At 38.0% G+C, this 26,560-nt stretch carries 43 protein-coding genes; 33 read left to right on the forward strand and 10 right to left on the reverse strand.

Annotated features, from left to right (window positions below; all coding sequences use genetic code 11):
• Positions 1–90: 90 nt before the first annotated feature.
• The 3 genes from H5R64_RS07465 to H5R64_RS07475 are packed head-to-tail and all read right to left on the reverse strand — an operon-like array spanning position 91 to position 1,657.
• Positions 91–726, reverse strand: coding sequence for a hypothetical protein (locus H5R64_RS07465; RefSeq protein WP_182583199.1), 636 nt, complete (start codon positions 724–726; stop codon positions 91–93).
• 60 nt (positions 727–786) lie between these two features.
• A complete protein-coding gene (locus H5R64_RS07470; RefSeq protein WP_182583201.1) occupies positions 787–1,221 on the reverse strand; it encodes an ImmA/IrrE family metallo-endopeptidase in 435 nt (144 codons plus the stop codon).
• A gap of 13 nt (positions 1,222–1,234) precedes the next feature.
• Complete coding sequence (locus tag H5R64_RS07475) at positions 1,235–1,657, reverse strand: helix-turn-helix domain-containing protein (protein ID WP_182583203.1); 423 nt, start codon at positions 1,655–1,657, stop codon at positions 1,235–1,237.
• 308 nt (positions 1,658–1,965) lie between these two features.
• On the opposite strand from H5R64_RS07475, the gene H5R64_RS07480 reads away from it, so the two are divergent.
• On the forward strand, positions 1,966–2,175 hold the full coding sequence (locus tag H5R64_RS07480; protein ID WP_182583205.1) for a hypothetical protein: 210 nt from the start codon (positions 1,966–1,968) through the stop codon (positions 2,173–2,175).
• On the opposite strand, the gene H5R64_RS07485 is transcribed toward H5R64_RS07480, so the two are convergent.
• Positions 2,165–2,443 carry a hypothetical protein gene (locus H5R64_RS07485; RefSeq protein ID WP_182583207.1) on the reverse strand — a complete coding sequence of 93 codons (279 nt, stop codon included), beginning with the start codon at positions 2,441–2,443 and terminating at the stop codon, positions 2,165–2,167. The genes H5R64_RS07480 and H5R64_RS07485 overlap by 11 nt on opposite strands.
• A gap of 60 nt (positions 2,444–2,503) precedes the next feature.
• Here H5R64_RS07485 and H5R64_RS07490 point away from each other — a divergent pair, with 60 nt between their 5' ends.
• Positions 2,504–2,707: an XRE family transcriptional regulator gene (locus H5R64_RS07490; RefSeq protein ID WP_182583209.1), complete on the forward strand. Its 204-nt coding sequence runs from the start codon at positions 2,504–2,506 to the stop codon at positions 2,705–2,707.
• A gap of 92 nt (positions 2,708–2,799) precedes the next feature.
• Here the strand turns inward: H5R64_RS07490 and H5R64_RS07495 are convergent, their stop codons facing one another.
• The gene (locus tag H5R64_RS07495; RefSeq protein WP_182583210.1) at positions 2,800–3,315 is read right to left on the reverse strand and encodes a hypothetical protein; all 516 of its coding nucleotides are present in this window, start codon (positions 3,313–3,315) and stop codon (positions 2,800–2,802) included.
• A gap of 56 nt (positions 3,316–3,371) precedes the next feature.
• Between H5R64_RS07495 and H5R64_RS07500 the strand changes: the two genes are divergently transcribed.
• From H5R64_RS07500 to H5R64_RS07550, 11 genes are all read left to right on the forward strand, one after another.
• The gene (locus H5R64_RS07500) at positions 3,372–3,695 is read left to right on the forward strand and encodes a hypothetical protein (RefSeq protein ID WP_182583211.1); all 324 of its coding nucleotides are present in this window, start codon (positions 3,372–3,374) and stop codon (positions 3,693–3,695) included.
• A gap of 15 nt (positions 3,696–3,710) precedes the next feature.
• A complete protein-coding gene (locus tag H5R64_RS07505) occupies positions 3,711–3,911 on the forward strand; it encodes a hypothetical protein (RefSeq protein WP_182583213.1) in 201 nt (66 codons plus the stop codon).
• A 25-nt stretch (positions 3,912–3,936) separates the two neighbouring features.
• Positions 3,937–4,152, forward strand: coding sequence for a hypothetical protein (locus H5R64_RS07510; protein ID WP_182583220.1), 216 nt, complete (start codon positions 3,937–3,939; stop codon positions 4,150–4,152).
• Positions 4,145–4,627, forward strand: coding sequence for a siphovirus Gp157 family protein (locus tag H5R64_RS07515; protein WP_182583222.1), 483 nt, complete (start codon positions 4,145–4,147; stop codon positions 4,625–4,627). The genes H5R64_RS07510 and H5R64_RS07515 overlap by 8 nt, the downstream gene beginning before the upstream one ends.
• Entirely contained in the window at positions 4,627–6,027 is a 1,401-nt protein-coding gene (locus H5R64_RS07520) for a DEAD/DEAH box helicase (RefSeq protein ID WP_182583224.1), read from the forward strand. The genes H5R64_RS07515 and H5R64_RS07520 overlap by 1 nt, the downstream gene beginning before the upstream one ends.
• Positions 6,021–6,716 carry an AAA family ATPase gene (locus H5R64_RS07525; protein ID WP_062812729.1) on the forward strand — a complete coding sequence of 232 codons (696 nt, stop codon included), beginning with the start codon at positions 6,021–6,023 and terminating at the stop codon, positions 6,714–6,716. Before H5R64_RS07520 ends, H5R64_RS07525 begins: the two co-directional genes overlap by 7 nt.
• Positions 6,717–6,734: 18 nt before the next feature.
• Positions 6,735–7,301, forward strand: coding sequence for a hypothetical protein (locus tag H5R64_RS07530; RefSeq protein ID WP_182583226.1), 567 nt, complete (start codon positions 6,735–6,737; stop codon positions 7,299–7,301).
• A gap of 19 nt (positions 7,302–7,320) precedes the next feature.
• A complete protein-coding gene (locus H5R64_RS07535) occupies positions 7,321–8,112 on the forward strand; it encodes a bifunctional DNA primase/polymerase (protein ID WP_182583228.1) in 792 nt (263 codons plus the stop codon).
• Entirely contained in the window at positions 8,096–9,403 is a 1,308-nt protein-coding gene (locus H5R64_RS07540) for a VapE domain-containing protein (RefSeq protein WP_182583230.1), read from the forward strand. Before H5R64_RS07535 ends, H5R64_RS07540 begins: the two co-directional genes overlap by 17 nt.
• Positions 9,404–9,666: 263 nt before the next feature.
• Positions 9,667–9,849, forward strand: coding sequence for a hypothetical protein (locus H5R64_RS07545; protein ID WP_182583232.1), 183 nt, complete (start codon positions 9,667–9,669; stop codon positions 9,847–9,849).
• Positions 9,849–10,022, forward strand: coding sequence for a hypothetical protein (locus H5R64_RS07550; RefSeq protein WP_182583234.1), 174 nt, complete (start codon positions 9,849–9,851; stop codon positions 10,020–10,022). The genes H5R64_RS07545 and H5R64_RS07550 overlap by 1 nt, the downstream gene beginning before the upstream one ends.
• A gap of 340 nt (positions 10,023–10,362) precedes the next feature.
• On the opposite strand, the gene H5R64_RS07555 is transcribed toward H5R64_RS07550, so the two are convergent.
• Complete coding sequence (locus H5R64_RS07555; protein ID WP_182583236.1) at positions 10,363–10,557, reverse strand: YozE family protein; 195 nt, start codon at positions 10,555–10,557, stop codon at positions 10,363–10,365.
• A gap of 42 nt (positions 10,558–10,599) precedes the next feature.
• Here H5R64_RS07555 and H5R64_RS07560 point away from each other — a divergent pair, with 42 nt between their 5' ends.
• From H5R64_RS07560 to H5R64_RS07570, 3 genes are read left to right on the forward strand one after another with little or no spacing between them, the layout of a single operon-like run.
• On the forward strand, positions 10,600–10,953 hold the full coding sequence (locus tag H5R64_RS07560) for a VRR-NUC domain-containing protein (protein ID WP_182583238.1): 354 nt from the start codon (positions 10,600–10,602) through the stop codon (positions 10,951–10,953).
• A complete protein-coding gene (locus H5R64_RS07565; protein WP_182583240.1) occupies positions 10,954–11,136 on the forward strand; it encodes a hypothetical protein in 183 nt (60 codons plus the stop codon).
• A 16-nt stretch (positions 11,137–11,152) separates the two neighbouring features.
• Positions 11,153–11,419 carry a hypothetical protein gene (locus H5R64_RS07570; protein WP_182583242.1) on the forward strand — a complete coding sequence of 89 codons (267 nt, stop codon included), beginning with the start codon at positions 11,153–11,155 and terminating at the stop codon, positions 11,417–11,419.
• 130 nt (positions 11,420–11,549) lie between these two features.
• Here H5R64_RS07570 and H5R64_RS07575 read toward each other — a convergent pair whose 3' ends face one another.
• Together H5R64_RS07575 and H5R64_RS07580 are read right to left on the reverse strand one after the other, a co-directional pair.
• Complete coding sequence (locus H5R64_RS07575) at positions 11,550–11,849, reverse strand: type II toxin-antitoxin system RelE/ParE family toxin (protein WP_182581262.1); 300 nt, start codon at positions 11,847–11,849, stop codon at positions 11,550–11,552.
• A 15-nt stretch (positions 11,850–11,864) separates the two neighbouring features.
• Positions 11,865–12,116 carry a type II toxin-antitoxin system RelB/DinJ family antitoxin gene (locus H5R64_RS07580; protein ID WP_182583244.1) on the reverse strand — a complete coding sequence of 84 codons (252 nt, stop codon included), beginning with the start codon at positions 12,114–12,116 and terminating at the stop codon, positions 11,865–11,867.
• 139 nt (positions 12,117–12,255) lie between these two features.
• On the opposite strand from H5R64_RS07580, the gene H5R64_RS07585 reads away from it, so the two are divergent.
• From H5R64_RS07585 to H5R64_RS07600, 4 genes are all read left to right on the forward strand, one after another.
• Entirely contained in the window at positions 12,256–12,705 is a 450-nt protein-coding gene (locus H5R64_RS07585; protein WP_182583246.1) for a hypothetical protein, read from the forward strand.
• 2,263 nt (positions 12,706–14,968) lie between these two features.
• Positions 14,969–15,151: a hypothetical protein gene (locus H5R64_RS07590; RefSeq protein WP_182581258.1), complete on the forward strand. Its 183-nt coding sequence runs from the start codon at positions 14,969–14,971 to the stop codon at positions 15,149–15,151.
• 60 nt (positions 15,152–15,211) lie between these two features.
• Complete coding sequence (locus tag H5R64_RS07595) at positions 15,212–16,489, forward strand: N-6 DNA methylase (RefSeq protein ID WP_182583248.1); 1,278 nt, start codon at positions 15,212–15,214, stop codon at positions 16,487–16,489.
• A complete protein-coding gene (locus H5R64_RS07600) occupies positions 16,486–16,926 on the forward strand; it encodes a restriction endonuclease subunit S domain-containing protein (RefSeq protein ID WP_182583250.1) in 441 nt (146 codons plus the stop codon). Before H5R64_RS07595 ends, H5R64_RS07600 begins: the two co-directional genes overlap by 4 nt.
• A 208-nt stretch (positions 16,927–17,134) precedes the next feature.
• On the opposite strand, the gene H5R64_RS07605 is transcribed toward H5R64_RS07600, so the two are convergent.
• Both H5R64_RS07605 and H5R64_RS07610 read right to left on the reverse strand, forming a co-directional pair.
• Positions 17,135–17,521, reverse strand: a complete 387-nt coding sequence (locus H5R64_RS07605) for a type II toxin-antitoxin system HicB family antitoxin (protein ID WP_182581255.1) — start codon at positions 17,519–17,521, stop codon at positions 17,135–17,137.
• Between the two features lie 58 nt (positions 17,522–17,579).
• The gene (locus H5R64_RS07610; protein ID WP_016497199.1) at positions 17,580–17,756 is read right to left on the reverse strand and encodes a type II toxin-antitoxin system HicA family toxin; all 177 of its coding nucleotides are present in this window, start codon (positions 17,754–17,756) and stop codon (positions 17,580–17,582) included.
• Positions 17,757–17,861: 105 nt separating this feature from the next.
• Here H5R64_RS07610 and H5R64_RS07615 point away from each other — a divergent pair, with 105 nt between their 5' ends.
• From H5R64_RS07615 to H5R64_RS07675, 13 genes are all read left to right on the forward strand, one after another.
• On the forward strand, positions 17,862–18,113 hold the full coding sequence (locus H5R64_RS07615; RefSeq protein ID WP_182583253.1) for a hypothetical protein: 252 nt from the start codon (positions 17,862–17,864) through the stop codon (positions 18,111–18,113).
• A complete protein-coding gene (locus H5R64_RS07620) occupies positions 18,100–18,597 on the forward strand; it encodes an HNH endonuclease (RefSeq protein ID WP_182583255.1) in 498 nt (165 codons plus the stop codon). Before H5R64_RS07615 ends, H5R64_RS07620 begins: the two co-directional genes overlap by 14 nt.
• A 125-nt stretch (positions 18,598–18,722) precedes the next feature.
• Positions 18,723–19,178, forward strand: coding sequence for a phage terminase small subunit P27 family (locus H5R64_RS07625; protein WP_182583257.1), 456 nt, complete (start codon positions 18,723–18,725; stop codon positions 19,176–19,178).
• A complete protein-coding gene (locus H5R64_RS07630; protein ID WP_182583259.1) occupies positions 19,175–21,049 on the forward strand; it encodes a terminase large subunit in 1,875 nt (624 codons plus the stop codon). Before H5R64_RS07625 ends, H5R64_RS07630 begins: the two co-directional genes overlap by 4 nt.
• Positions 21,042–21,221 carry a DUF1056 family protein gene (locus H5R64_RS07635; protein WP_182583261.1) on the forward strand — a complete coding sequence of 60 codons (180 nt, stop codon included), beginning with the start codon at positions 21,042–21,044 and terminating at the stop codon, positions 21,219–21,221. Before H5R64_RS07630 ends, H5R64_RS07635 begins: the two co-directional genes overlap by 8 nt.
• Positions 21,222–21,238: 17 nt before the next feature.
• A complete protein-coding gene (locus tag H5R64_RS07640; protein WP_182583263.1) occupies positions 21,239–22,414 on the forward strand; it encodes a phage portal protein in 1,176 nt (391 codons plus the stop codon).
• Entirely contained in the window at positions 22,401–23,129 is a 729-nt protein-coding gene (locus H5R64_RS07645) for a head maturation protease, ClpP-related (RefSeq protein ID WP_182583265.1), read from the forward strand. Before H5R64_RS07640 ends, H5R64_RS07645 begins: the two co-directional genes overlap by 14 nt.
• Positions 23,119–24,297, forward strand: a complete 1,179-nt coding sequence (locus tag H5R64_RS07650) for a phage major capsid protein (protein WP_182583267.1) — start codon at positions 23,119–23,121, stop codon at positions 24,295–24,297. The genes H5R64_RS07645 and H5R64_RS07650 overlap by 11 nt, the downstream gene beginning before the upstream one ends.
• 14 nt (positions 24,298–24,311) lie before the next feature.
• Positions 24,312–24,683, forward strand: coding sequence for a head-tail connector protein (locus H5R64_RS07655; protein ID WP_182583269.1), 372 nt, complete (start codon positions 24,312–24,314; stop codon positions 24,681–24,683).
• Positions 24,684–24,690: 7 nt separating this feature from the next.
• On the forward strand, positions 24,691–24,999 hold the full coding sequence (locus tag H5R64_RS07660) for a phage head closure protein (protein WP_325064704.1): 309 nt from the start codon (positions 24,691–24,693) through the stop codon (positions 24,997–24,999).
• 1 nt (position 25,000) lies between these two features.
• Entirely contained in the window at positions 25,001–25,435 is a 435-nt protein-coding gene (locus H5R64_RS07665) for an HK97 gp10 family phage protein (RefSeq protein ID WP_231797917.1), read from the forward strand.
• The gene (locus tag H5R64_RS07670; protein ID WP_182583273.1) at positions 25,432–25,818 is read left to right on the forward strand and encodes a DUF806 family protein; all 387 of its coding nucleotides are present in this window, start codon (positions 25,432–25,434) and stop codon (positions 25,816–25,818) included. The genes H5R64_RS07665 and H5R64_RS07670 overlap by 4 nt, the downstream gene beginning before the upstream one ends.
• On the forward strand, positions 25,818–26,531 hold the full coding sequence (locus tag H5R64_RS07675) for a phage tail protein (protein WP_182583275.1): 714 nt from the start codon (positions 25,818–25,820) through the stop codon (positions 26,529–26,531). Before H5R64_RS07670 ends, H5R64_RS07675 begins: the two co-directional genes overlap by 1 nt.
• Positions 26,532–26,560 lie beyond the last annotated feature (29 nt).

Genomic DNA, 26,560 nt, shown 5'->3' on the forward strand with positions numbered 1-26,560 from the left:
AGAAGGGTTGATAGTGTACGCCAATACTTTATCAACCCTTGGTCCTGTTAGTGTGCCAGCACTAGCAGGGCTTTTTTGTATATTTATATTTTAAAAGTCTTCGTAAGCAGTTGCAGTTGAAGTATCATAGTCTCCAAATTTGTCAGTGAACGAATTATAACTACCAGAAGGTGAGGTAACCAAATTTGTTAATTTCTTTAATTCTGTATATGACTTTTGATACTTTTTGAAACTGTGACTATCTGTTTCGTTGTTCTTCATGCCGTCCACGTAAGTCTTTATTTTATGCATATTAGTAGTAACGTCATCAATATCATCCGCATTGTCATCCATTGAATCTGTGATTGTTTTATCTGGGTCGAAGTCATCTTCACTGTCAGAATCATCAATGGCATCAGACCAATCCTTTTGTTCTGCATTACCGATGTCTTCTGCTTTAGAAGCTGTTTTTAAATACAATGATTCGTATTTAGAGGCGTAATTAGCAAACAGTTCGTTGCGTTTAGTAACAATTTGGTTATAACCAGCTTGTGTAACACCACCTAGTAAAAATGAAACAACCAAAACAATACCAGTAATCGCTGAACCTCTTTTACCAACTTTTTTAATTGTTAAGCTCTTTGATGACTTCCCAACAAGCCAAGTAATTAGGAAACCGATTATAACCAGTATCGCTAAAATACCAATAAGGTAAAATAAACCACTAAAAAAATATAAAGTATCCATTTAAGATCTCCTCCGCAGTAATATCAGCTTTTAGTGTCATCAGATTTTGGACCATATTATTTAAAGTTCTACGTATCTTTCAGCCCATAGCGGAATACCACAAGCCTTGAGTAATTGTTCTTTAGTTTCAAATTCAGATACATCAACTCCTTCAAGCATTATATTTACCATGAATAAATTTGCTTCGTATTCAGAGCCTATGGTATTAAACTTCAAGTTGTTTCGAGAAAGCCATTCAGTATTGTTTCCGTGATGGCAGTAATGGTGACCAAGTTCGTGACCACAAGCATAATTATCCTCAAACTCATTGTTTTGTGCGGAGAGGGTAATTAAAGGAATACGTTTGATGTTCGTGTAGTGCCCAAGGAAGGCACGACCAAGATTCTGGTGGCAAACATAAATACCATTTTCTTCGCAAATCTTCATTGGATTATTTGTGCCTGCGTTGTATACAACTTCGTGGGCTTTTTTCTTTATCCAATCAGCAGTACGCATTCATACCACCTCACTAATCATTGTTCTTGCGGTACTTCTTTGGAGTGAACTTCTTCTTAGCAAGAATCTTAGACGTGCGAACTGCATTTTCTAGTGAAGCACGAAGAAGCTCAGCATCTTCTTCACTTATTTCTTCATCACCGTTCTTCATATATGAAAGAGCGTTTTTGTCACTAAGTCCCTCAATCATCCCCTCCAACGTCTTTTGAACGTCACGCTCATCTCTGCGAGTGAATGTAGGAGTTGATGTTCTTCCTAATAAGTAATCGGTTGTAACGTTAAAAAAATCAGCAACCTTCTTCAAACGATCACCGTTTGGCGTTTTCTTTTTCCATGAATATAGTGAATTCCTACCGAAATCAAGTTTCTCTTCTAGTTCAACAATAGATATTCCTTGCTTTTCAGCAAGCTTTTTAACTCTATCAAATACTGTCATATCTACGTTCTCCCAATTAAAAGGAAAATGAATTTAAACTTTATGATAGAATCATGTTGACATCTACATTAAAGTTTAATACACTATCCTTGTAAGTTATTTTGTAAGCAAAAACGCAAGCAGTAATTATGAGGCCCGTGCTACATAAAACCACTATTTCAGCACGTGTCGTATGGTATTGCTCGCTTATTTAACTACACTCAAAGTCTACACTTTATTGTAGAGACAGTCAATTATTTTCTACAATAAATACTTACATTTTTACTTACGCTGGGTGGGATGGTGGAATAAATGAAAGGAGGAAAATAATGGACACTAAGGAACGGTTTAAAAAGCTCGCTAATGATTACTCGAAAATGATTAACGATTACACCGATAGTCTCCTGCTTACGTTTGGCAGTAATAAAAAAGCTCGTATGTTTTTGCGAGAACAACTTGCTTTTTACAGCAATTCTCAAACACACGAACTTATTGATAATTTGATACGAAATTTAGAACGGCTTGCACTTAATCAGTAAGTTGAATATTAGCTACTGCCGAAGTCTTAATAAACTTATAACCACTATCGTTTATTTCAATGAAGTCAGTCGATGCTACCAATCCACTAATTGAAATTGCGGGATTTGTAACATCTAGCTCTTTACCATCGGTAATAGTGCCATCGAAAACTTGCTTTAAGTAATATGGTTGACTACCTAATTTTGCATCAAGTGCTTTGTAAGCATGAACTTCAGTTGTTGATTTGATATATATAATGTCGCCATTTATAAGTGTGATTTTTACCATAATATTTTCACCACCTTTATATTGAACTATTTTTAATTTTATCAGAAAGGAGGCAACACAATGCCAGAAACATTAAACGGTCGGCAACGTATTCTTAATTACTTGGCTGAGAATGATATTTCTCAGGCTCAGCTTGCAACTATGTATGGCATGAACAAGCAGGATGTCTCTGACTACTTAGCTGGTCGGAAGACAACACCTGCTGCGAATAAATTCATTATCACGTTGATTAAAGACTTCGGAATTAAATATGAAAGGAAGTGATAAGGATGGATTGGCAGAGCTTTGCAGATGGATTAATCGTTGCATCAATTGCTTGGGCAATTTTTTATGTTGTTACTCTTTCCAAACTGTAATTACTTAATAGTTTTTATGATACCGGCTGCGGCATTCTTAATAGCACTTGCTTCTTGAGTATCAGAAGTTGTAGTAACAGAAGACCAAAGCATTTTAGACATCATATCTGTTTTGATATGAAAAATGTCTTTATATTCCTTGCCGTTAGAGTCGGTATACGTAACTTTTAATGATATCGGAGCTTTGTAATTATCTTTTAATGACATAGTTAGTTTTTGTTTGGGACCGATGCTTCCATTAATTAGTCCATTTAGTCCTACCTGAATATCTTGAGAGTATTTATTACTTTCATCTAATTTGATGAAGTCAATTGTTTTTATAATTGCACTACTATTTCCAAAATTCTTAATAACAAGATATTTACTGAAATAAACCGTATCAATAGCTTCAAGATAAATAGAAATATAAGGACGACTAGCAAGTTGAGCAGCAACTTTTGTTTGATATGCTGACCAACTCGCTATCCCAAGGGAAACAATAATGCTAGCGACAGATATCCAATTAGAAATTGTCATAGGACTACCTCTTTCAATTCAGAATGACTTAATTTTACCAGAAAGGAGCTAATCAAATGAGTGCATTACTAGAACTTATTAAAGAAACACCGCCTGAAGATAGGCGGGCAGTTGCAGAATACTTGAAGCCGTATCTAGTGACTAAAGAACCCCCTACTGAAAAGTGGGTAAATCTTGAAGAATTACGTCCGTACATTCCAGGTAAGAAATCCAAAGCATGGATTCAGTTATATGTTTTAGACGCTTACCCAAAAACAAGGAAATGGTCAACTAATCCACATCCCGGCAAGGGACGCTCAATTAAAGTTAACTTGCCAGTTGCTCGGAAATGGATTGAAGAACACGTTGATGTAATTGACTGGGATAAACCAATGCCATGAGGGGAGGTGAAATAAATGAATTTTGTTAAAGCGTTGTTCTATACAGCGATTGGAAGTTTAATGACAATCTTCTACCGCGAAGGAATGGAAGTAGCGATGAGTTGGGTATTCGTTTTATGGTTACCATTTGCAGCCCACGATTTAGGAGAAACTATTACACCATTTCCAACAAAAAAAGCCACCGGCGCTGGTAACACCGGTGACAAACAAAAGTAAACAATTTACAGGAGAAGTATAACACATGCAAAACAAAGAATTAAACAAATTTAACAAGATGCTTTCCGACAAAGCAACGATTATTGGCAATCTATCCAATCAGTACAGCAAGGCATCAACACCCGAAGAATTAATGTGGTGTGCAATTCAAATGCAGAATCATGCTAATGCCTTGCGGGTAATTGCTGAGCGATTAGGAACTGACACTAAGAACATTTACGGGAGTGACCATCATGAGTAATTTATTTGAACTTAATGACCAATTTCGAGAATTATCCCAACGTGATGATTTAGACCCAACAGTAATGAAAGATACTCTTGATGCCATTGACGATACCCGAAAGGATAAGTTAGAAAACCTTGCTACTTGGGCTGACCAATTGAAGTCTGAAATTAACTTCATTGAAGATAAACAACGAATATGGCGTGATGAACTATCTTACCGCAAGAATAAATTGCAATGGATTAAGCAATATATGACTGATGTTCTTGATGATGCCGGGATTAAACGATTTGATACAGAAAATCATTTACTAAGTGTCCGAAACTTTAAAGCGTCTACTGTGATTGATGATGCGAAGAAGTTACCAGAAGCCTTTGTTGAAACTAAGACAGTTTCTAGTCCGGATAAGGCTGCTATTTACAAAGCAATTAAAGCTGGTCAAGAAGTACCTGGAGCACACTTGAAAAATAACCGGAATACGGTGATTAAGTAATGTTCAAACTTCGTGATTATCAGCAAGAAACAATTGATAAAGTCTATCAATCAATGCGAACTGGTCACCATCGAATCATTGTTCAGCAGCCGCCACGAACCGGAAAAACCGTAATCATGTCCGAAATAGCTAGACGAACCACCGATAAAGGTAATCGGGTGATGTTTATTATTCACCGTAAGGAAGTTTTAGAACAAGCTAAGGCAACCTTTAAACAGCAGAATGTGAATATGAGTCTTGCCACAATGGGGATGGTTCAGACGTTAACTAGACGAGTGAAACAATTAAAAGCACCGCAGTTAATTTTGATTGATGAGGCACACCATGCTTTAGCGCAAAGTTATCGACGAATTATTGAAACTTTCCCTACTGCTTACATTTTGTACTTTACAGCTACACCAGTTCGAACTGGTCATGACCAATTAGATCAGATTGCCGACGATATTATCGTTGGTAAGTCAATCAAGTGGTTAACCGAACATCACTTCTTGGCGCCGTTTCATTACTACGGTTTAGGTGATATTGACCGTTCCAAATTGCGAAAATCAAATGGTGATTATTCAAGCAAAAGTATGGATGAGGCGATCAGTCACCAGATTTATGGGCACATTGTTCAACAATACCAACGATTAGCTAATGGTAAACAAGCAGTAGTTTATTGTCACTCAATTAAAAGTGCAAAAAAAGTTACTGAACAGTTTGTTCAAGTAGGAATTTCAGCGGCTGAAATAGACGGTGATACCGATTCTAAAGTTCGTGACCAATTAGTACAAAAGTTTCGTGACCAACGGTTAACCATTCTTGCTAACGTCAATCTCTTTACTGAAGGTGTCGATTTGCCAAATGTTGACTGTGTCATTATGGCACGACCAACCAGTTCACTAGCCCTGTACTTACAGTTTTCAATGCGTTGTTTGAACCCTCGTAAGGGAAAAACGGCTGTCGTCATTGACCACGTTGATAACTTCTTGAATTTCGGTTTACCAAGTAGTGACCGAAATTGGTCAGAAGCAATCGTCACGAAAGATAAGCGGAAGGCTAAGCAAAACGCTGATAACGGGTCGGCAATTGCTCAATGTAACTATTGCTTTGGAACATTCTATCGAGACCAAGCGAAGGATAATTGTTGTCCGTTCTGTGGTCATGAACTCAGAGAAGAGAACAAAGACTACAAAATCGTTAACGTCGATTTACAAGAAATCAAAGAAAATCAAGCGGTAGAGCACCGGAAGAAAATGATTCGACAAATTCTCAATGATCAGGTAATGGCAAACGTTGCTGATAAATCACCAGGACAATTACACACCCTTAAAGAGTTACAAGCCTATGCCAAGCTACATAACTATTCAGCAGGTTGGGCATGGCACCAATTTAATAACAGGAGGAAAAAGAAATGGTAATTCAACTACCTAAAGACGAAAAATTACAACCAAAAACGCAACCCCACAATTTCTTTATTTGGGGTAAGACGATGAGCGGAAAGTCATACTTCGCTAGTTTCTTCCCACACCCGTTAGTTCTAAATACTGATGGAAATAGTGAACAAGGAACAGCACCAAGTATTCAAATCAGAAACATTCGTGATGAAGACGGCAAGTTGAAGCAATCAGCAATTCAACAGCTAGATGATGTGATTACTGCATTATCACAAAAGAACACTTTCCAAACGCTAGTGGTTGATGTAATTGATGATATTTGCGTAATGCTGGAACAAGCGATTTGCATTGATAACGGTGTACAAGCTCTTAGTGATATTCCTTACGGAAAAGGTTATGCGATTTTTAACACCGTTCTTCAACAATTCGTCATGGACCTAAAGGCATTACCAATGAACATCATTTACATTAGTCGAGAAATTTCAGTCGGTGGGGATGATGGTTCAACACCAGAACCAATGCCATCACTCAAACCGAAATACTACAACATCGTTAATGGGAACTGTGACTTGGTAATTCATACACAGAAGTTTGGTAAAGATACTTACACACGGACAATTACCGATCGGCGGACTAAGTATGAAGCTAAGAACATTACTGATCCACGGATTAAGCAATTACTAGAATCATGCGATGGCATGTTTGAAAAATAATTTAGGAGGAATTTAATTATGGGACTACAAGATGCATTTAATAAGGCTACTAAGGATTGGGACGCAAAGAAAGACAGCGCTAATCAATCAGATTTAATTCCGGCCGGTACTTACCAAGTGGTATTGGATAAGACAGACCATCCAGTATATGATTCTGGCTGGGATTGCTTACGGTTCTCAATGCAGGTGATTAAAGGTAAATACGCTAGTCGTAAGGAACAATTACGAATCAGTTTAGCAACTAAAACTAAGGCCAGTAAGGCAATGCCCGACTTCGTTGTGAGCCGGAACATTCGGATAATTTCAAAAGTTGCCGCAATGGTTGGGCTGACCGTCACTCCGGAATTGTTCCCAGATAATGAAACCGATGCTTACGAAAAATTAGTCGATGCCTTTAAGCCTTATGAAGGTAAGACTTTAGAAATGACTATTACAGTTACGCCAAACAAAAAGGATCCCGATAATCCATATCGTAATTATGACTTTGGACCGGGGATTAAAGTTGAAGAACCAGCCGCTAAGGAAGAACCAGTAGCAGATAAAGAACCTGAACCAACTGTTGACGATGATGATTTGCCATTCTAACTAAAGGATGTGAACGGGGATGCAAAGCCTAGTTAATTACGCTAAACAATACGCTGAACATGGCTTTAGCGTAATTCCAACAATCAATAAACGTCCGTTAATTAAGTTTGCTGACCGTGAGCCATTAACCGTTGATGAAATTACAAAATTTTGGCGAACTCATCCTTACGCTAACATTGCTCTGAAAACTGAACAGTTCTTTGTCATTGATGTTGATCGACACGAAGATGGGGATGACGGGACTAAAGCAATTAAAGAATTAAAACATCCAGAATGGTTTAAGACTTTGTGTCAAAAGACCGCCCACAATGGTTATCAGTTTTTCTTCAAGAAACCGGCTGAACGAATTGCTCAAAACATTGGCTTCCTGCCTGGGGTAGATATTAAGGCTCATCCTAATAATTACGTGGTTGTGGCACCGTCAATTATTGATGAAAAGGCCTATCAATGGCTCAACCATAAACCGATGATCGAACCAGCTGAAGAATTAATCCAGCTGATTGAAGAAAAGGGAAAACCGCAGATTAGTAATAAACAGATTGAGCGGTACCACCCGAAAGGTAAAACACAGACCTCTGAATTATTTAGTCAGATTGCCAATGGCCTGGGTCCAACTGGTGGTCGTAATAATGCCCTAGCTTCATTTGCCGGCGGATTGTTATTCCGGAATGTTGAACCAGAAACGGTCTTGGAATTAGCCAGAATTGCTAACAGTAGAACCGAATATAGCTTGACCGATAATGAGGTCGTCATAACGGTTAACAGCATGATTAAAAAGGAAATCAGGAGAAGAGGTGAAACGGTTGAGTGAAAAAAATGACAAAGTAGTGCCATTTGACAAAAAGAATGCCGAAAAGCTTAGTCAATTGACCAGTAAAGAAGAAAATAACTGGGGCTTCAAGGTAGACAAGTACGGTCGACCAAAAGCTAATAGTTTAGTGAACATTGAAATTATTTTAGAACGTGATCCAGTCTTAAAGGATACATTCCAATTTAATGAATTCACAACTGAAATTGACGTTGTAAAGCCAAACAGTAAATTGATGTTCAAAACTGGTCAATTGGTAGATGCATATGTAGATCAGATCGCTTCATATATTGAAAATAATTCTGATTATGGCGTGCTGTTTGATAACAAGAAAATTCGTAGCGCCATCACGGTTGTTGCTATGCGTCACCGTTACAATCCAGTCCTTGATTACTTTGATGATGCCTACAAAAGTTGGGATCATAAAGAACGATTAAATCACATCATGGGTGATTATCTCGGGGTAGAAGAAACGACAGTTGCCCAGCTAATTACTAAATTGTTTTTCGTTGGTGCAGTAGCAAAAGCACATAACCCGAAGACTAAATTTGATTTCGTCTTAGATTTAGTCGGTGGTCAAGGTGCTGGAAAGACCACGTTCTTACAAAAGATTGCGCCATTAGGTTATTACACGGACCAGTTCTCAACTTTTGATAACAAAGATGATTATGCGGTTATGCGTCGGGCATTAATTATTAATGATGATGAAATGACAGCCACCAACAATGCGAGTTTTGAAATTCTGAAGAAGTTTATTACTTTGCAGGAATTTGAATACCGAAAACCATATGGTCACCAAGCGGAACGATTCGCGAAGAACTTCGTCATGTCCCGAACAACCAATGAGCTGTACTACTTGAAGGATAAAACCGGTGAACGGCGATTCTTACCGCTGCACGTTAGTAAGGCACGGCAGAAACATCATCCAGTAACGGATTTAACGGATGATTACGTCAAACAGTGCTGGGGTGAAGCTATGCAATTGTACAAGGACGGCTTCAGTTTTGCCTTAACCAACGAGCAGGAAGAAGAATTAGACGAACATCGTCAAAACTTCATGTACACCGATGAATTGGAAGACAAGATTGATGAAGCACTGAATAACCAGTTTAAGGATCAAGATTTCATTACCAATGAAGCTTTATCGTTAGCGGTCGCCCCAGGGATTGACTTAGTAAAGAATCGTAAGATTGGAAATCAGATTTCCAACATCATGGTTAATCGGTTTGGGTTTAGAAAGAAATCAAAGAAATTTAATGGTGAAGCAAAACGAGGTTACGTAAGGTTACGGTAAGTTACGCTAAAAACACGCTAGCGTAACCGTTGTAAACCTAGTTATATCAACAGGTACAGCCATTTTGGTTACGGTGTAACACTAATATTAATAAAAAGTTATTAGTAGTAGGTATATAGACAGAGAGAGCGCCAGAAAAGTTTTTGGCAAAAATGTGAGAAATAGCGTAACCAAACGCCATGGATTATTGATATATCAACGATAATGACGGTTACGGTAAACAAAAAAATAGCGTTACCTACCGTAACCCAACGGAGGTAAATATGATAAAAATGCACACAATTGGTGGAAACGTCTATAACTACAAAGGCAGTTACCAAGAAATTCAACGAGCATTGCATGATGTAAGTTGCAATTTCTTAGTTGGTAAAAATCGTAAGAACTGCCGGGTAATTATTCCACGTGAAGCCGTTGATAGTATCGAAGAGATCGAGATGAATTACTAATGAATGATAGAAGATTTGATGAATTTATTAAAAGAAATCCTGATATACACGAGATATTTCATGAAGGTTATCGCAGAGGTGTTATAGAAGGATTTACAATAGCAGCTAAGAAAGCATCTGCGTTTCTAAAAATAATTGCGGAAATACAAGAAGAAAAGATGAGAGTTGAATAATGACTGATAGAGAATTATATTTTCGACTGTTTCAGTTAGATGCAGATGGTAATGGAATTCATGTAAAAACGAATAGATACGCTCGACGACAAACTATAACTATTACAACGTTATATCCAGACCCAGAAACATTAATTGAAGTTTGGAAGCTGTGTGAGGAGTGGATGAATCCATATGAATGAAAAATTAAAAAATATCAGTTCATCAGAATTACTTGATGAACTGATAAGAAGAAAAGAAATTGTAAAGCTAAAAGGTGGTATTTACCACGAATGGGAATTGTTCCCTAAATATATATTGCGAAACGTAAATTTACCAAAAGATTATGACTTCTTTATAACTAAAGACTTGCTTCGAAATCTTCAAAAGTAGATTTAGCAACATCAGTAACGACATCATTAGGAAAATGATTTTCAATTTGGTTCCAGGTAGTGACATTAATAGGGAAACTTTTATCTCTTTCAATGTCACGAGCTAAATCGCCATATTGAGAATCTTCGTCTAAAAATTGTTTAATCCAAGAATTGAAATTCATAGTTTCACCTCCTTGGAAATTTTATCAGAAAGTTGTGATGCAATGGAATCTGAACATAAAATTCAGAACGATATTCGGGTAGCCCTGTCACGGCAGCACTGTACAGTGTTCCGGGTAAACGTCGGTTCAGTTCATACTTCAGATGGAAGATTTTTCAGCGCTGGTGTGCCTTCGGGGCATCCTGATCTTTACGGCTGGCGATGGTCAGATAATCAAGTATTTTACATTGAAGTAAAAAATGAACGTGGAAAACCCCGACAAGACCAGATTCAATTTCACCAGATGTTAACTCAGCGAAACGTGATTCACGGAATCGCCCGGTCAGCTGAAGATGCGGTGAAAATTGTTACTAGTGGTTTAGTGGGATATGGATTTAAAGATTATGGAGGTAAGTAAATGACTTTTAATGAAGCGGTTAAGTGCTATGAAAATAACACAATGGTTAAAGAAGACGGAATGGTTTATTACGTCATTGAAATTAACCGAATGAAAGAAACAGTAAAAATAAAAACTGCAACCGGAAATCCATTCTTTGCAATGGCACGTGAAACATTACCTAGTAAGTTAGTGAAGGCATAGAAAAAGGATGGCAAGGATGGAAATTAAGTTAGATGACCATTACACAATTGTCGGTGGGAAACATGGTCAAATACAGCTTATAAGACATAAGACTAACCCGGAACGACGAAAAGACAAGATTATTAGCAACGATACATTGTATTTTCAAACATTCGGTCAAGCCGTTAAGACCTACATTAAAAAGTCAGCTAATGAATCTAGCATTAAATCGTTTGAAGAATTAGCAGCATTCATTGACGGCAAGCTTAAAGATGTGGAACTGAAAATTAATCAAGTGATATGAGAAAGCAAAACGAAATGGAGCGTATTTATTAAGAATGAAACCAATTAAAGTTAGTGCGGATTCATTAGAAAGCGAACCGGACTAGGAGGAAGAATGAAGTTAAAGAAAAAGCCACACGGTAATGTGTGACTTAGCGGTAACTCCTATCATGGTTTCCGGTACGGATTAAATCTAAAATGTGAAGGTCAATTTCATTATTACGGATTTGGTAAATTAAAACCCAATTATCGTCATATTGGCGATCAACATGCAATGCTCGCAAGTTTCTGTACTTGCCATGTAGCTTGTGATCTTTATGTTTTCTGAGCAATTCTTCATTAGCACCAGCAACCAGAAGCTTGATGACATGTTTAAGTTTATCCATATCATAATGTTTTCGCTTAAGGCGTTTATAATTTCGTTTAAATTCAGGAGTTCGATTAATAATCAATGTTAATCTTCCTCCCTAGTCGTCAAGGTCATCAAATAGTTCATCAACAGAATTAAATGATTTATAATTACCACTTTTTAGTTCTTCTAGTGAACGATCTAGACTCGAAGACTCGTTAGAAACTTTAAATGGAATACCATTAGTTTTAATAACTTTCTTTAAGTAAATTTTGATACCAGTTGAAAAATCCATACCAAGATTAGCGAAAACATCTTGAGCATCATCATGTGTCTGTTCATCAAGTCGTAAACTATATGGTTTAGTCATATTAATCACCCTTTCTGTATTTATATTGTATTACATTTAATATACAAAGTAAATAAAAAGACACCCCTACTAGGAACGCCCGGTTTGGTATAAAAATAAAGCAAATCAATTATATCACAAGGGACGAGGGGTGTAGAGCGTGGTTGACAGCGTATTTGGTAATTTGGATAAAGAAGCCACTAAGGAAGCATTTAAGGAGTATCTAAAGGAATGGAAAAAGTACAAGCTTAAAGCAATGCAACGGTTCCCAGGTTTGAAGTCGCCTAGCATGGACGGACAACCAAATGATGGGACACCACATGACCCGGACCAGAAGTTCGTTAACCACGCTGAAGCTGTTTATCAATACAAGACAAGAATTAAGTGTTGCGAGGTACTAATGAGTGTCGGTGAGGAAGAAGAAATCCTTGGTGATATTTTACTTCACAGGTTCATTAAGGGCTGGTCAGCGGTTAAGACAATGAATTACATTAAGGAGCAGTACAACGCTTATATGAGTGAGCGAACGTTCATGTTAAAGCAAAATGAAGCGTTGTGGGAAGGCGCGTTAATGTGTCCAAATGATTCAGTTAGGGTACTTAAAAATTAATCTGCTGTTTTTTCTGCAGAAAAGTTGCAGAAAAATTGCAGATGATTTGCAGTTTTTGCCTTAAAAACGGTCGTATTATGGTATTGTTCGAAAAATTAATTGAACTCACAATTACCAAATACTTTGTGACCTGAGCACGAACGACTTCAGCGTTCATGTCGTTAAACTGCTTAAATAGACGTCTGTTACTTATGCTTACCTCAGGATCTCTCTGTTAAGAAGCGTAGGTGTGTGGAACGGTAACCAAGCCGGTGATGGATGCAAGCTCCATAATCCACGTTGAGACTAGCGTTGTACTAAACGGATCTTGTGGTCGTGATTATGTAAAGACCTCCTTTCATTGTGGTTATTCAAATTTACAGATTAAGTAGCCCGCTCTGCTAGTCTCAGGGCAACCATGCTGTTATCAGCAAAAGAAGCTCGCACTCAACTTCAACGGCTTAACGAGTGCATTGTGTAGATACGTGAAGTTAGGCACCAGGCGACAACGCTTGCGGGGGCAGTTCCCGGTATCTACTTTGGAAGCACAATTTAATTAAGGAGATGACAAACGCCTCCTTTTTGATATTAACAGTGCTTCCAAGCAGAGAAAGATGACACTAAGTTCATTTTAAAGAGTACGGTAGTCATCTACTTTTCACATAAATCTCTGCAAGCTATGGTCCTCGGTAGGGCATGAATAGGGCAGTAATTTCCTGGCACTGCACGCTAGACTATTCACGCACAGCAGCGGTTCAACTCCGCTCTCTAGCTTTGTGAGCAATCATCAAAAATATCTACTGTATTTTTAAACACTTAGATTGCTTACATACTTCAGCAAGCACACAAAAATATATTTACATCTATATATTGGTTAATGGCAACACCGCTTGTTGAAGTTGTGTCTGACGTGGAAAATCAGACACACATTTTATTTTTACCTCGCCTGGTCTGATTGACCGGGCTTTTTATATAAAAAAGCTCCCACAAAGTGTATAACGCTTTTTGAGGGAAGTATAGTGTAAAACACCATTTATAATTAAAATGGCTGAAATAGTCTAATATTACAAATTAGGCCTTTTCTGCAATACAATTTATTTGTTTTAAATGGTATACTAATGAAGTCGTTATGGTTAAGCGTCTGTTTGCACTGTTGTGATTCATAGTTGCGTGGGATCCAACAGAGAGGACGTGGTTATCATGAACGTATTTGTACGTTTAAGTTTGGTAATGTATGTTTTCTTTGAATACATCAAAGGAACTTCATATGGGTTTTCCAGACTTAATGCGGAGTTTTGCAAAAGTTGTACAAGCAATGCATGGTCTACCTGTATGTGTAGATATGGCAATTTTGTCAGTTACAGCGTTAGGAATAGTTCTACTATTTTCTTTTGGCGTAATTTACATTATCCATGTTTACCCAAAACAAAAAGGCCGTTAGCGATTAACTAACGACCTAAACAAGCTAAACAGTACAAACAGACGCAAGATAACAGATTAGAACTATAACGTCAAGCAATTACGTGGGCAAAACGTGATTGCTTTTTATGTACATTGAGTATAATACATTACTAACAATAGATTGTCAAAGATGTTACACAAAATAAAATGTTTATATACCAATACATTATAGAATGTTTCACGATGAAGCACAGGTAAAAGTACCTAAAATAGTACCTACAAATGTACGCATATCAATGTTTATACCAATTGAATTAAATGTAAACAATTTTTTTACACTTAGTTAATATAAGTCAGCTAAATAAGCTGGCTTTTTTGTTTGGAGGAAGTATGTATCAGACTAAACGATTCGGATTAGTAGCAAGTAAACAAGAGTATCAAATGCTGTGTAGAGCTGATAGACATATGAAGCAAAAGAAAAAGCTGACAGGTCAACGCTTGCCAGCTTTTAAATTACACGAAAATAAATAAGATTTTCTCCTTGATTCACTTGACTATACGTTAGTAACGTAGTATTATAATAAGTGAAGGGAGGGATAAAGATTAGAACAGATAGACGTAAAAGATTACAAAAAGAACGCCGGGAAGATATTAAATTTTATCTCAGCATTGCGAGTTTCATAATATCAGTCTTGACGTTCTTATTTAAGTAATCTACACCGCAAGGGTTCCAACACAACCCTTGTTTCGGTGTAATTAAATTATACCATGTTCTAACCTTATCTATTATGAAACGAGAAACTAAAGATAACATTTCAATTGTCCTTTCAGTCCTTGCAATAATCATCTGCATTGCTACTTGGATTTTGAAGTAGGTGGTAGTATGACAGAAAATAAAACTAGTGAAGCTCAACTGAAAGCTGCTAAGAAATGGAACGATAAGAATAAGGATAAGCAACGTATTTATCGTTACCGTTCTTATGCTCGTAAGTTTATTCGAGAGTTAGCAACCGAGGATGATTTAAAAGAATTACAAGAATTGATACATAACAGATTAAATGATTAAGACGATAGCAATTAAGCTACCGTCTTTTATTTTGCACTGATTTAGGAGGGAAGTTTAACAATGCTATCAGCTGAAACGATTAATAATCTAATTGGAATTGATGAAAGCTATAAGGCGCCAATTAAATTACAAACAATTCTAAATGATAGTAATAAGCGTGTTGAATTGTTTAACCAGTTCCTGGAAGAAGAGAATGATTTGTCATTTGACTGGTTTACAGACTATTTTCAGGAGGAACATTCAGATCGTAAGAGTAAGAAACAAGATTTCACACCTGATGGTATTGTTAAGCTTGTTAGTTCCTTATTGGGTAACTTTAAGATTAATGCAGATATTTGTGCGGGAACTGGTGGGCTAACTATTAAGCGCTGGTCTGAAAATCATAATGGTAAATTTTATTGTGAGGAGTTTTCTGATCGTGCCATGCCATTTCTATTGTTTAATCTAATGATTCGGAATATTGATGCCGTTGTTTTTCATGGTGATTCTCTTTCTCGAAGTGTTAAGTATATTTATAAGTTAACTAAGGGAGTTAAGTTTAGTAGCTTAGAAGAGATTAAAGAACAGTCAACGGCAAAGGCTGATACGGTTATTATGAATCCACCATATTCTCTTAAATGGAATCCACAGAAATCAATGTTAGATGAACCACGTTTCAAAGATTTTAAGGTGTTAGCGCCTAAGAGTAAGGCAGACTATGCGTTTATTTTAACCGGCTTAGATGATTTAAGTGATGATGGTACAATGGCAATTATTTTACCGCATGGTGTTCTATTTCGTGGTAACGCAGAGGGAAAGTTAAGGCAAAGGATAATTGATTTAAATTACCTCGATACAGTGATTGGTTTACCTGAAAAAGCATTTCTTAATACAGACATTCCTACTGTTGTTCTTATTTTTAAGAAAGAACGGCAGAATAGGGATGTCTTATTTATTGATGCATCAAAAGAGTTCACTAAGGATAAAGCTCATAACAGAATTGAAGATAAGCACATTAGCAAAATTATTAGTACTTATCATAATCGTAATGATGTAGATAAATTTGCACATGTAGCAACTTTTGATGAGATTAAAGAGAATGACTACAACTTAAATATTCCACGTTATGTCGATACATTTGAACCCGAGCCTGTTAAACCATTGCATGAAATTATGGCAGAAATGAAAGAACTTGATGCTGAGATTGAATATACCAGTCAAGAACTGTCGGTTATGCTGCAAGAACTTCATGGAACCAATCCAGAAACCGATAAAGAGATTAAAGAGTTTACTAAATACTGGGTCGAGAAATATGGGATAGGTAAGCCACAGCGAAAGGAGCAACTGACTTTACTATGATTGACTTTCATACTTTTGAAAGTGTGACGTTAGAAGATGTGGCCGAATATGGGCGAGCAAAGAAACATCATACTTATCCAGCAGGAACATCTACATTACAGATTTCAGCAACAAGAGGACAACTCGGATATTTATATGAACCAAGTGAAGTTGCAACTAAAGACGTAGCAATTATTCCATCAGCTGGTATCAATTCTAGATATTTTAATATTGTCTTACATAAAAACATTGATGAATTTATGCGTAAGTACGCAACAGGTATCAATATTAAAGAAAATGAGGTTGGTAAGTTTCCAATTCAGTTGCACAATATTGAAACCCAAAAAGCAATTGTTAGGATTTTTGACTTTATGGATAGAGAAGAAAATTCAATCCAACAGGATATTGATAATTTATCGAACCTAAAGAAGAACCTGCTAAGTAATATGCTGATATAAGCAAGCATCCCCATAAAACTATTTGGGGTCAGTCAGGCAACAAAAAATGGGAATCACCTCCCGAGTAAATCGTGAGGAGGTGATTCCCATGAATGAAATAAACTTTACGCTACTAATTCTATTACTCATTCTGATTGAGGTCAAGAAGTAGGACTGACCCCAAGGAGGCGCTTGCCTCTTTGAGCCAAGCGCCTCCACTGCAACGGAGTTAAACGCTAAGTTTTTCTTTTAGTGCAGTTGTCATTACTTCACTAAAGTTAATACCATTTTCTTTACCTAATTCATTTAAGTAATTAGGTATGGTAATGGTTTTCTTAATTACTTTGTTATCATGCTTGCGCTTGTATTCTGAAACGTTAACGGTAACAAGAGTAACAGTTGCCCCATCTTTAGCTTGAGGTAATTTGGTGTTTGATTCAGGTAACTTATCTTCAAGGGAATAAGTACCGATGTAGTCTTTTGCCATTTCCATTGCATCCGCAATTGACTTACCTTCAGTCATTCCATCAATATCTGGAATTTCAACAAAGTAAGGGTAATCATTATTATCTTCATCTTTAGTAATGATAATCGGAAATACTTTAATGTCGTCCATAGTGAGCCTCCTTAATTTTGGTACACAAAAGCTCGGCTCAATTAAGAGCCTTGCTTTACTACTTTAGGTTGAACTTTCTTATCAAAGCATTGTAAAGCTTATCGCTAAACTTCGGGTGACGTGGCAGTTGGGTTTTAATCTTACCGTTTGACCAAATATCATGGTTACCGCCATGTCTTACGAAGTACCAGCCATTATCTTTGAATTTCTTTTCAACCTTGCGACGTTGTACCAAAAGTTTCACTTCCCTTCAACGCTTATTATAATACACGTATTTAATACGTGCGTCAATAGAATTGTACATATTTTGCACGTATTTTTAGAAAGGTGGTGTGGTGATATGCAGAAAATCATAGTGTATAAAATTCATAGTGCAGATGATTTAATAAAAAAGATTACTGAGCTACGCAAGCAAGGAAAACATCCCTTTAGTATTGCAATATTTAACCAAGATGATAATGATTTTCATGGAGATCCTACATATTTGCTTGATGCGCCAGTTGGTTATTCAACGCGTCCATCTAGCGCCATTAAGCCTTATCTAAACCAATATAATATAGTGGAAGTGAAGAGTAATAATGCCAAAGGTTAGAAGATGTCGGTATGCTGGTTGTCATGCGATGATACAGTTGCCTGATCATTACTGCCAACAGCATTATGAACACGAAGCGGAGTATTTAGCTAGTCGACAACGTTGGGCACGTGCACACAGCAAACAGTATCAACACAAGTATAATCACGTGACTAGGTATCGGAATGATACTAAGTCTACTCAGTATGAATTCTATCGAACAACAACATGGGTACGACTAAGACAACAAGTGCTTGATCGTGATCATTATGTATGTCGGTACTGTAGTCAGCCCAATAGTCGAACAGTTGACCACATAGTTCCAATTGAATATGACCAAACCAGGATGGCAAGCATGGATAATCTAGCTACTATCTGTCGTAAGTGCCACCACAAAAAAACGCAATGGGAGCAATCCTACTATGGCACGGGAAAAGATAATCAATTAAAACTAGTCCCGGAAGTTTTAAAAATATCAAAAATAAAAAAACTTTTTTCAGAATAAAAACATCCCCGCCCCCTATGCCCAAAGTAAAAAGAGCGCACACATTGCCGTCGTTTTTCATGCAAGCGATAATTTTCAAAATTTTACCCTAGGGGGGCTAACCAGAGCAGAAAGGAGGGCATCGAATGGCTAAAAAGGTCTATTATCAGCAGAATAACGGGCATTTACCGGCTACACCACCGCATTATTTGGGTACTTTAGCTAGTGCCTGTTGGCGTAAAATCGTGCCCTTTTTAGAAGCTACTGGACGAGTAGAACGAATCGATATTGGATTAGTTGAACAATACTGTGCTAACTATGAAATCTATCGGAATGCTTATCAAGATATTCAAGAAAACGGCATTCAAGCGAAGATTTACTCATCTCTTCAAGATTCTTCGGGGAAAGTGATTGGTAAGGATTTTGTTGGCTTTAGAAAGAATCCGGCGGTAGCCACCATGAAGGATGCTCTCAATCAGCTAAATTCGGTTGGCGTACAGCTCGGGCTATCTCCTAAGGGACGACAAGAATTGATGCAAATTGCTAGTCATAAGAAAGAAAAATCAATGGCTGAACAGCTAAAGGAGGCTGGACTTATATGATTGATTTAACACAAAGCCATGATGTGCTAGGCGCATATCACAATATCGGATTCAATGGAGTACGTAAGGAATTCACCGATCCGGCTACTAAATATGCCTTGGACGTCATGGATGAGAAGGTACAAGCTGGCTATCTTATGAAGCTAGCATGTTTTCGGCACTTACGGGACTTGCAGCGATATCAGGGAGGAAGTTTTAACTTTTACTATGATGTGAATGAAGTAGATAAAATCTTAAAATTTGCTTCTATTGCTCCTAACGTTGATACTGGGGAACCTACTAAATTAATGCCTTGGCAAAAGTTCATTTTTGCGATGCTATTTGGTTGGCGTGATTGTGATACAAACACAAAACGGTTTACTCGAGTAGTTTTATCGGTTGCTCGTGGTCAAGGTAAATCTTATTTGATGGCTATTTACATGGCTTACTCATTTTTAATCGAATCGATGGGATTATCCAACCAGGATTTTCTAGTAACGGCTGAGAATTACGACCAAACCGGGAAGCTCTATGGTTATATTGCAAACATGCTAAAAAGCATTATTGACCAACAACCTGTTTTCAAGAAGCTTGCTGAAGAAGATGACCTAGTAATTCACGAACATACCGGAATTTCAATGCGTAAATTTAATAACAATCTTAGGCCGCTATCGTTTAACGCTGGTAAGTACGACTCTTACCACTTTACGACAGCGGTTTTTGATGAGGTTGGGAATATCAAGTCCCGTGAAGGAACAAAGAAAATCGTTTCTGGACAAGTTAAGGTGCCTAATCATCAATACATTGAAATTTCTACTTCCTATCCTGACCCGTCAGTGCCTTTTCATGAAGAACAGAAAATGATTCAACAAGTTATGGAACAAGACTTTAGTCGGGAAGCTGACCGGACGTTAGGCTTAATTTGGGCACAGGATAGTCTGGACGAAACTTTCAAAGAAGAAGCGTGGATTAAGTCTAATCCATTGCTAGGATTACCAAGTCAACATGATATTCTCCTCGATGGCTTACGTGATAAACGTGACGCTGATATGCTTGCTGGAACTGTTGATGACTTTCAAAATAAGAACCTTAATCTCTGGTTGCAAGAAGCTACTAACAGTTATCTAAAGCTGTCTGACATTGAGCGAGCAATTATTCCGAGTTTTGATATTCGAGGTCGTGACGTTTACATCGGTTTTGACTACTCAATGTTCTCTGATAATACCGCAATTGCATTTGTCTATCCTTATCAAGAAGAGAATGGACGGCAAAAGTGGCACATCGAACAACATAGTTTTATCCCGTGGGAAAAGGCCGGCTCAATTCAAGCCAAGGAAAAGCAAGATGGTATTAATTATCGCGAGCTAGCTAAAAGAGGCTACTGTACGATTACTAGTCACCCGCAAGGACTAATTAATGATGACCAGGTTTACAGTTGGTTACTTAATTACGTTGAAGAAAACAACTTGCACGTGATTTTCTTCGGTTATGATGCCTGGGGAGCTACTAATGCCATCAAGCAAATGGATATCAACACCGACTTCCCATTGGAGGCAATTCGGCAACGGACTAGCGAACTGAAAGACCCAACGAAATTCTTACAAAAGATTTTTGTTGAAGGTAACTGCAGCCGGTTAGACGACAAAATTATGGAAAAAGCATTAATTAATGCAGAAATCTATGAAGATAAAATCGGAATTCAGGTTGATAAAGCCAAGGCTACTCTCAAAATTGATGTGGTCGATGCAATTATCGATGCGCTTTATCAAGGTATGTATCACTTTGAAGATTTCGGGATTGCTAACGACAAGAGTCAACAAGTTGACCGAATGACTGCAGAACAAGTGAAAAAATGGTTTGAAAGTAAGGACAGTGGTTTACTCGATGATTAAAGATATTTTTATAAGTATTTGGAAGTATTTTGATATTATCTGCTTCCTTGGTGCAATCTTATTTGCAATCTGGGGATGCTTTTTATTGAGCTTTGCAGTTGGCATCTTCGGAATTGCTGTTGGCTTAATTCTAGTTGGTTATCTATCGGAGAAGATAGCTAGCCTTCAATAGAAAGGAGGTGAAAGCTATTGCCGCTATTTAATCAAAAGGTTAGTCCGGGATTATCGATTGCAGATGATACTGACATTCTGCACTTCTTAAACCCTGATAATTCAGATAAGTATGTAGATGCCCGGACTGCTTTGAAGAACTCTGATATTTATTCGATTGTTTTTCAGTTAAGCGCTGATTTAGCAAATGGAAAGTTAAAAGCAGATGCACCTCGAGCACAGGGGATTCTTAATAATCCGACACAAACGAGTAATGCACACGCCTTCTGGCAATCGATGTTTGCACAACTGCTATTAGGCGGTGAATGTTTTGCTTATCGTTGGCGAAATCAAAATGGAACTGATATGACCTGGGAGTATTTGCGACCTTCGCAAGTTACTCCTTTTTTGTTAGAAGATGGCTCTGGATTGATTTACAACATTAACTTTGATGAACCTGAAGTTGGCGTGATGGGAGCTGTTCCCCAATCTGACTTAATCCATATTCGATTACTATCACAAAACGGTGGGAAGACTGGGATTAGTCCCTTAAGCGCGCTAGCTAATGAACTGCAAATTAAGGATAAGTCTAATAAACTCACCTTGAGCGCTCTGGGACGTTCTATCATTGCTCCAGGTATTTTATCGATTAAGCACGGAGGATTGCTTAGCGATGAGGACAAAGCTTCTCGTTCACGAAAATTCATGAAGCAGACCTCAAAGTCGGAAAATGGACCGATTGTAATTGATGACTTGGAAGAATACACACCACTTGAAGTTAAAAGTAATGTTGCTCAATTGCTTAACCAGGTAAGCTGGACGGGTGCTCAAATCGCTAAGGTTTACGGTGTTTCTGACAGTATTATTAACGGTCAAGGTGACCAGCAATCTTCAATTCAGATGATGGGGAATGCTTATGTAAAGTCACTAGCTCGGTATGCTAAGGCGGTAACTGGTGAATTGAATAATAAGCTCAATGCAAACATTAATCTCGACTTGCGTTCTGCAATTGACCCGCTTGGTGACAGTTATGCAACAACGATTTCTAACTTACGAAAGAACGGAACAATTGCTGCTAACCAGGCTGTATGGTTACTTAAAGAAAGCAACTACTTCCCTGAAGAAATGCCTGAAGCAAGTACACCACCTGTTCCTATCTCAACTTCTAGAGATGATAAGTCAGTGGAAGGAGGTGATAACGATGACGAAGATTAATGTAAAAGGTGCCGTTGTTAGCAATGATGATGCTGATATCTACGATTGGTTAGGTTACGACTGTGTTAGCCCTAATATGGTTGAAGACGTCCTTAATAATAGTGATGGGGATGTTGAAGTTGATATTGCCTCTGGTGGGGGTAGCGTATTTGCTGCTTCAGAAATCTACACCATGTTAAAGGCGTATTCTGGTAAAGTGGTGGTTAATATTCAAGGCTTAGCTGCTTCTGCTGCTTCTGTAATTGCGATGGCTGGGGATGAAATTAATATGTCACCTACTAGTCAAATGATGATTCATAAGGCTTCAACTGTATCTTGGGGAAATGCGGACGATTTAACGCATGACTCAAAGATGTTAGATGTTACCGATCAGTCGATTGTTAACGCTTATGAAGCAAAAACTGGAATGGACCGAAACGACATTCTTCAGTTGATGTCTAATGAGACCTGGATGACTGCACAAGATGCGGTTGATAAAGGATTTGCAGATAACGTTTCAACTGGTTCAGCGCAACCACAAGTAGTTAATGCAATTGGTACGCCAGTTTTGAGCAACAATGCAATTAGTAAGGTTAAGAACCTTTTGGCTAAGGTACGTAGTGCTAAGCCCGAAAACAAGGTGGAAACACCTAAGAATATTGAAGAAAAGCCAACTCCTAGCCTCAAAGACCAGAAGTTGGCAATTTTATTAGGAGATGAAATTAATGGGAATTAATGAATTAAATAATGCTTGGATTTCTAAGGGCCAAGAAGTTTCTGACTTAAATGCCAAACTGAATGCAGCGGTCCTTGATGACAACTTTTCCAAGGATAAGTTTGCTGAATTAAAGGGACAACGTGATAACTTAGCTGCTCAACGTGACGCTATCAAGGACCAACTTGACGAAGCGCGCGCATTAGAAGTTAAGAACATGGATAAGAAGGACAAGAAGCCTTTAAACAAGAAAGAATTAGATATCAAGGACCAATTTGTTAAGGACTTCAAGAACATGGTTACTTCTGGAAAGACTGGTGCTGGTAACGGTGGCCTTACCATTCCGGATGATATTCAATACGCTATTCATAAGCTAGTACGGCAATTTGCGACGCTTCAAAATCTGGTTAATGTTGAATCAGTTACTACAATGACTGGCTCACGAACATATGAAAAGCTTAGCGACATCACTCCAATGAGTGATTTAGATGATGAAACATCTACTATTCCTGATATGGATGACCCTGAATTAACCCTGATTAAGTACGCTATTCACCGTTATGCAGCTATTCAAACCGTTACTAACAGCCTCTTGAAGGATACTGTTGAAAATATTCTTGCATGGTTGTCAGAATGGGTTGCTAAGAAGGTTACCGTCACTCGTAACGCAAAAATCATTGAAGCTATGGGCAAACCAGCTAAGAAGCCAAGTATTGCTAACTTTGATGATATTAAGGACCTTGAAAATAACACTCTTGACCCTGCATTAATGCCAAGTGCAAGTTTTGTTACTAACCAGTCAGGCTACAATGTTCTTTCTAAGGTTAAGGATGCTCAAGGTCGTTACATGCTACAACGCGATGTTACTCAACCAGATGTTTACCGGTTAGATGGTAAGACAATTACTGTCATTGCGGATAAGTGGTTACCTGATATTTCAGGTGCTCACCCACTTTACTACGGTGACTTGAAGCAAGGAATCACTCTTTATGACCGTGAACATATGTCATTACTCTCAACTAACATTGGCGCAGGCGCATTTGAACATGACCTTTACAAGGTTCGTGTCATTGACCGGTTCGATGTTGAAGTTATCGACGATGGTGCTTGGGCTACTGCCTCATTTAAGACGGTTGCTAATCAACAAGCAACTACTCCAGAAGACTCTGGTAAGACTTCCGACAAGTAAGGGGTGAATGAAGAATGGGCGATAGCTTGGATGTGTCACAAACAGTTAAACGTGTGAAGAATGTTCTTTATTTAGACGGTAACGATGATGATCCGTTGCTATCCTCATACGTTCGCGCTGCTTATGCTTTTGTTCATAATGCGGTCGGTGATGATATTAATGAATTTTATACTGATACTAATGTTTCTTCGTTGGTAGAAATGGCTACGGTATCATTAGCGGCTACATATTTTCAGAACCGACTATCATTGTCTGATACACAAACATTTCCGATTGATTTAACAGTTGATAGTATCATTGGTCAATTACGGGGAATTAGAAATACTTTTGAAGAAAAGGATGATCATAGTGAGACTACCGATAAGCCAGCTCAATCATCTAATTGATTTTGGAGTGACAGAACAGATCGATACAGACACTATTGATGGCTCTACAATCGATTTTGTACCTAAACAGCGATTTCATTGTGCCTTTTATCAGCGTTCACAAAACCAACAGTATTCGTTATTAGGAACAAAACTGGAAGACACGATTGTGGTTGCTGTTCGTTCACAGTACAAGATTGATAAAACGATGTTAGCTCAGCTTGATGGTAATGATGACGTGACTTACCGAATTATTACTATTAGTCGTGATGATAGTCATTCGTTACAGCGCTATGACCTGATTACATTAAAAGATGTTACGAAAGGTGATGATTAGGATGGCGGATTTAGCAGATATGATGGAAACGTTCGGGAGAAATACCGAGAAACTGATTCCAGATTATGCTACTAAGAAAGCTATGACTGCAGCTGGTGCGGAGACATTAACACAGGCGTTAAAGACTGAAACCAGATCAAAGCACTATCAACGTGATAGTAAAAAAGGTAGTAAACGGAAGATTAAACACCTTGCGGATTCAGTAGTATTTGAAAATACTGATGTTAACGGAATTGATAACGGTAATTCAGTGGTGGGCTTTCAAGGTAAAGATGAAAGTGGTATTAACCACGCACGGATTGCTCGCTTTCTTAATGATGGAACGATTAAGATGCGTGGCGATCATTTCGTTGATAATATTCGACGTGCGACCGCCCCTGATGTGTTTGAAGCTGAAAAGAAAGTTTATGATGCAATGACTGGTGATAAAGGATGAAATTACCAGTAACTCAAGCAAGAGAATTGATGGGGAATGATTTTCCCTGGATTAATCGTTATTTTAAGGAAAAGGTTCCTAAAGGGGCTGGGGTCAAAACCAGTGAAACAATATGTATTATCAGTGAATGGTTAAATGAGCCAACCTATTATGCGAACCAAACTTTTAAAGGCTGGACGATTGGTGTAGAAGTTCATATCTTCTATAAATTAAATTCTGGCCTTTCAAACCTAGATGAAGAAATGAAACTCGCTCGGTTATTTGTTAGGAATGGCTGGACGGTAGAAAATTCAAGAAATCATTCAACGGACCCTGACACTCAGCAAGTGGATAAGGTCTTTTATTTTGCCAAGGATTTAGTAATAAAGGAGCGTGAAAAATAATGGCAGGTATGTCTGTTAAAGGGATTGACTTTGTCATGGGTGGAATTACTGATGATAAAGGTATTTTAATTACTGACCCTGATAAGGGTGGATTAGGACCAGCTGGGATTGCTCTTTGGGATGGTGACGGTGATGGTGCTACCACTGCCAATATCACTGCACTTGAAGAAGCTGGTCAGCAACAATATGCGAATAACAAAGTTAAGCGGATTAATCATGGGATTCCAACACCTCAGTTGGCCTTAACAATGTTAGATATTCCATATGAAGATGCTAGTAAGATGGTTGGTTATGGTGTTGTTAATGGTGGCCGTGTACTAGGTAGCAAGAAACCCCATGTTGCGATTTTACTAGCCACTCATGATTTTGACGGTAATTGGTTCTTTGAGGGCTTTGCTAACGGTGAAATGATTATTCCAACTCGTAACCATGGAACTTCCAATAAGAATGAAACGGATAGTAATGCAGCCTTTACGTACCAAGCAATGGCACCAATTCCTAATAATGTCTTTCTGAATGTAGATGGATCACAACAGTCCTACAAGATGTATAACACTGGGGACTCTAAGTCCTGGAAGGGTTATGACGTTATGCTGGCAGAAGTGTTCGGTGGGTACAAGGGTGATAACCCGATGGCTTCCTATATTCAAGCCACTGGTACAGATAGTTTTACTAATACTAATCAGTCGGATGTTAATAAGCCAACTGCATAAATGAAATACCAGTCGCCAATTGAAATACA

The sequence above is a fragment of the Limosilactobacillus fastidiosus genome (genome assembly GCF_014145505.1).
Classification (GTDB): Bacteria; Bacillota; Bacilli; order Lactobacillales; family Lactobacillaceae; genus Limosilactobacillus; species Limosilactobacillus fastidiosus.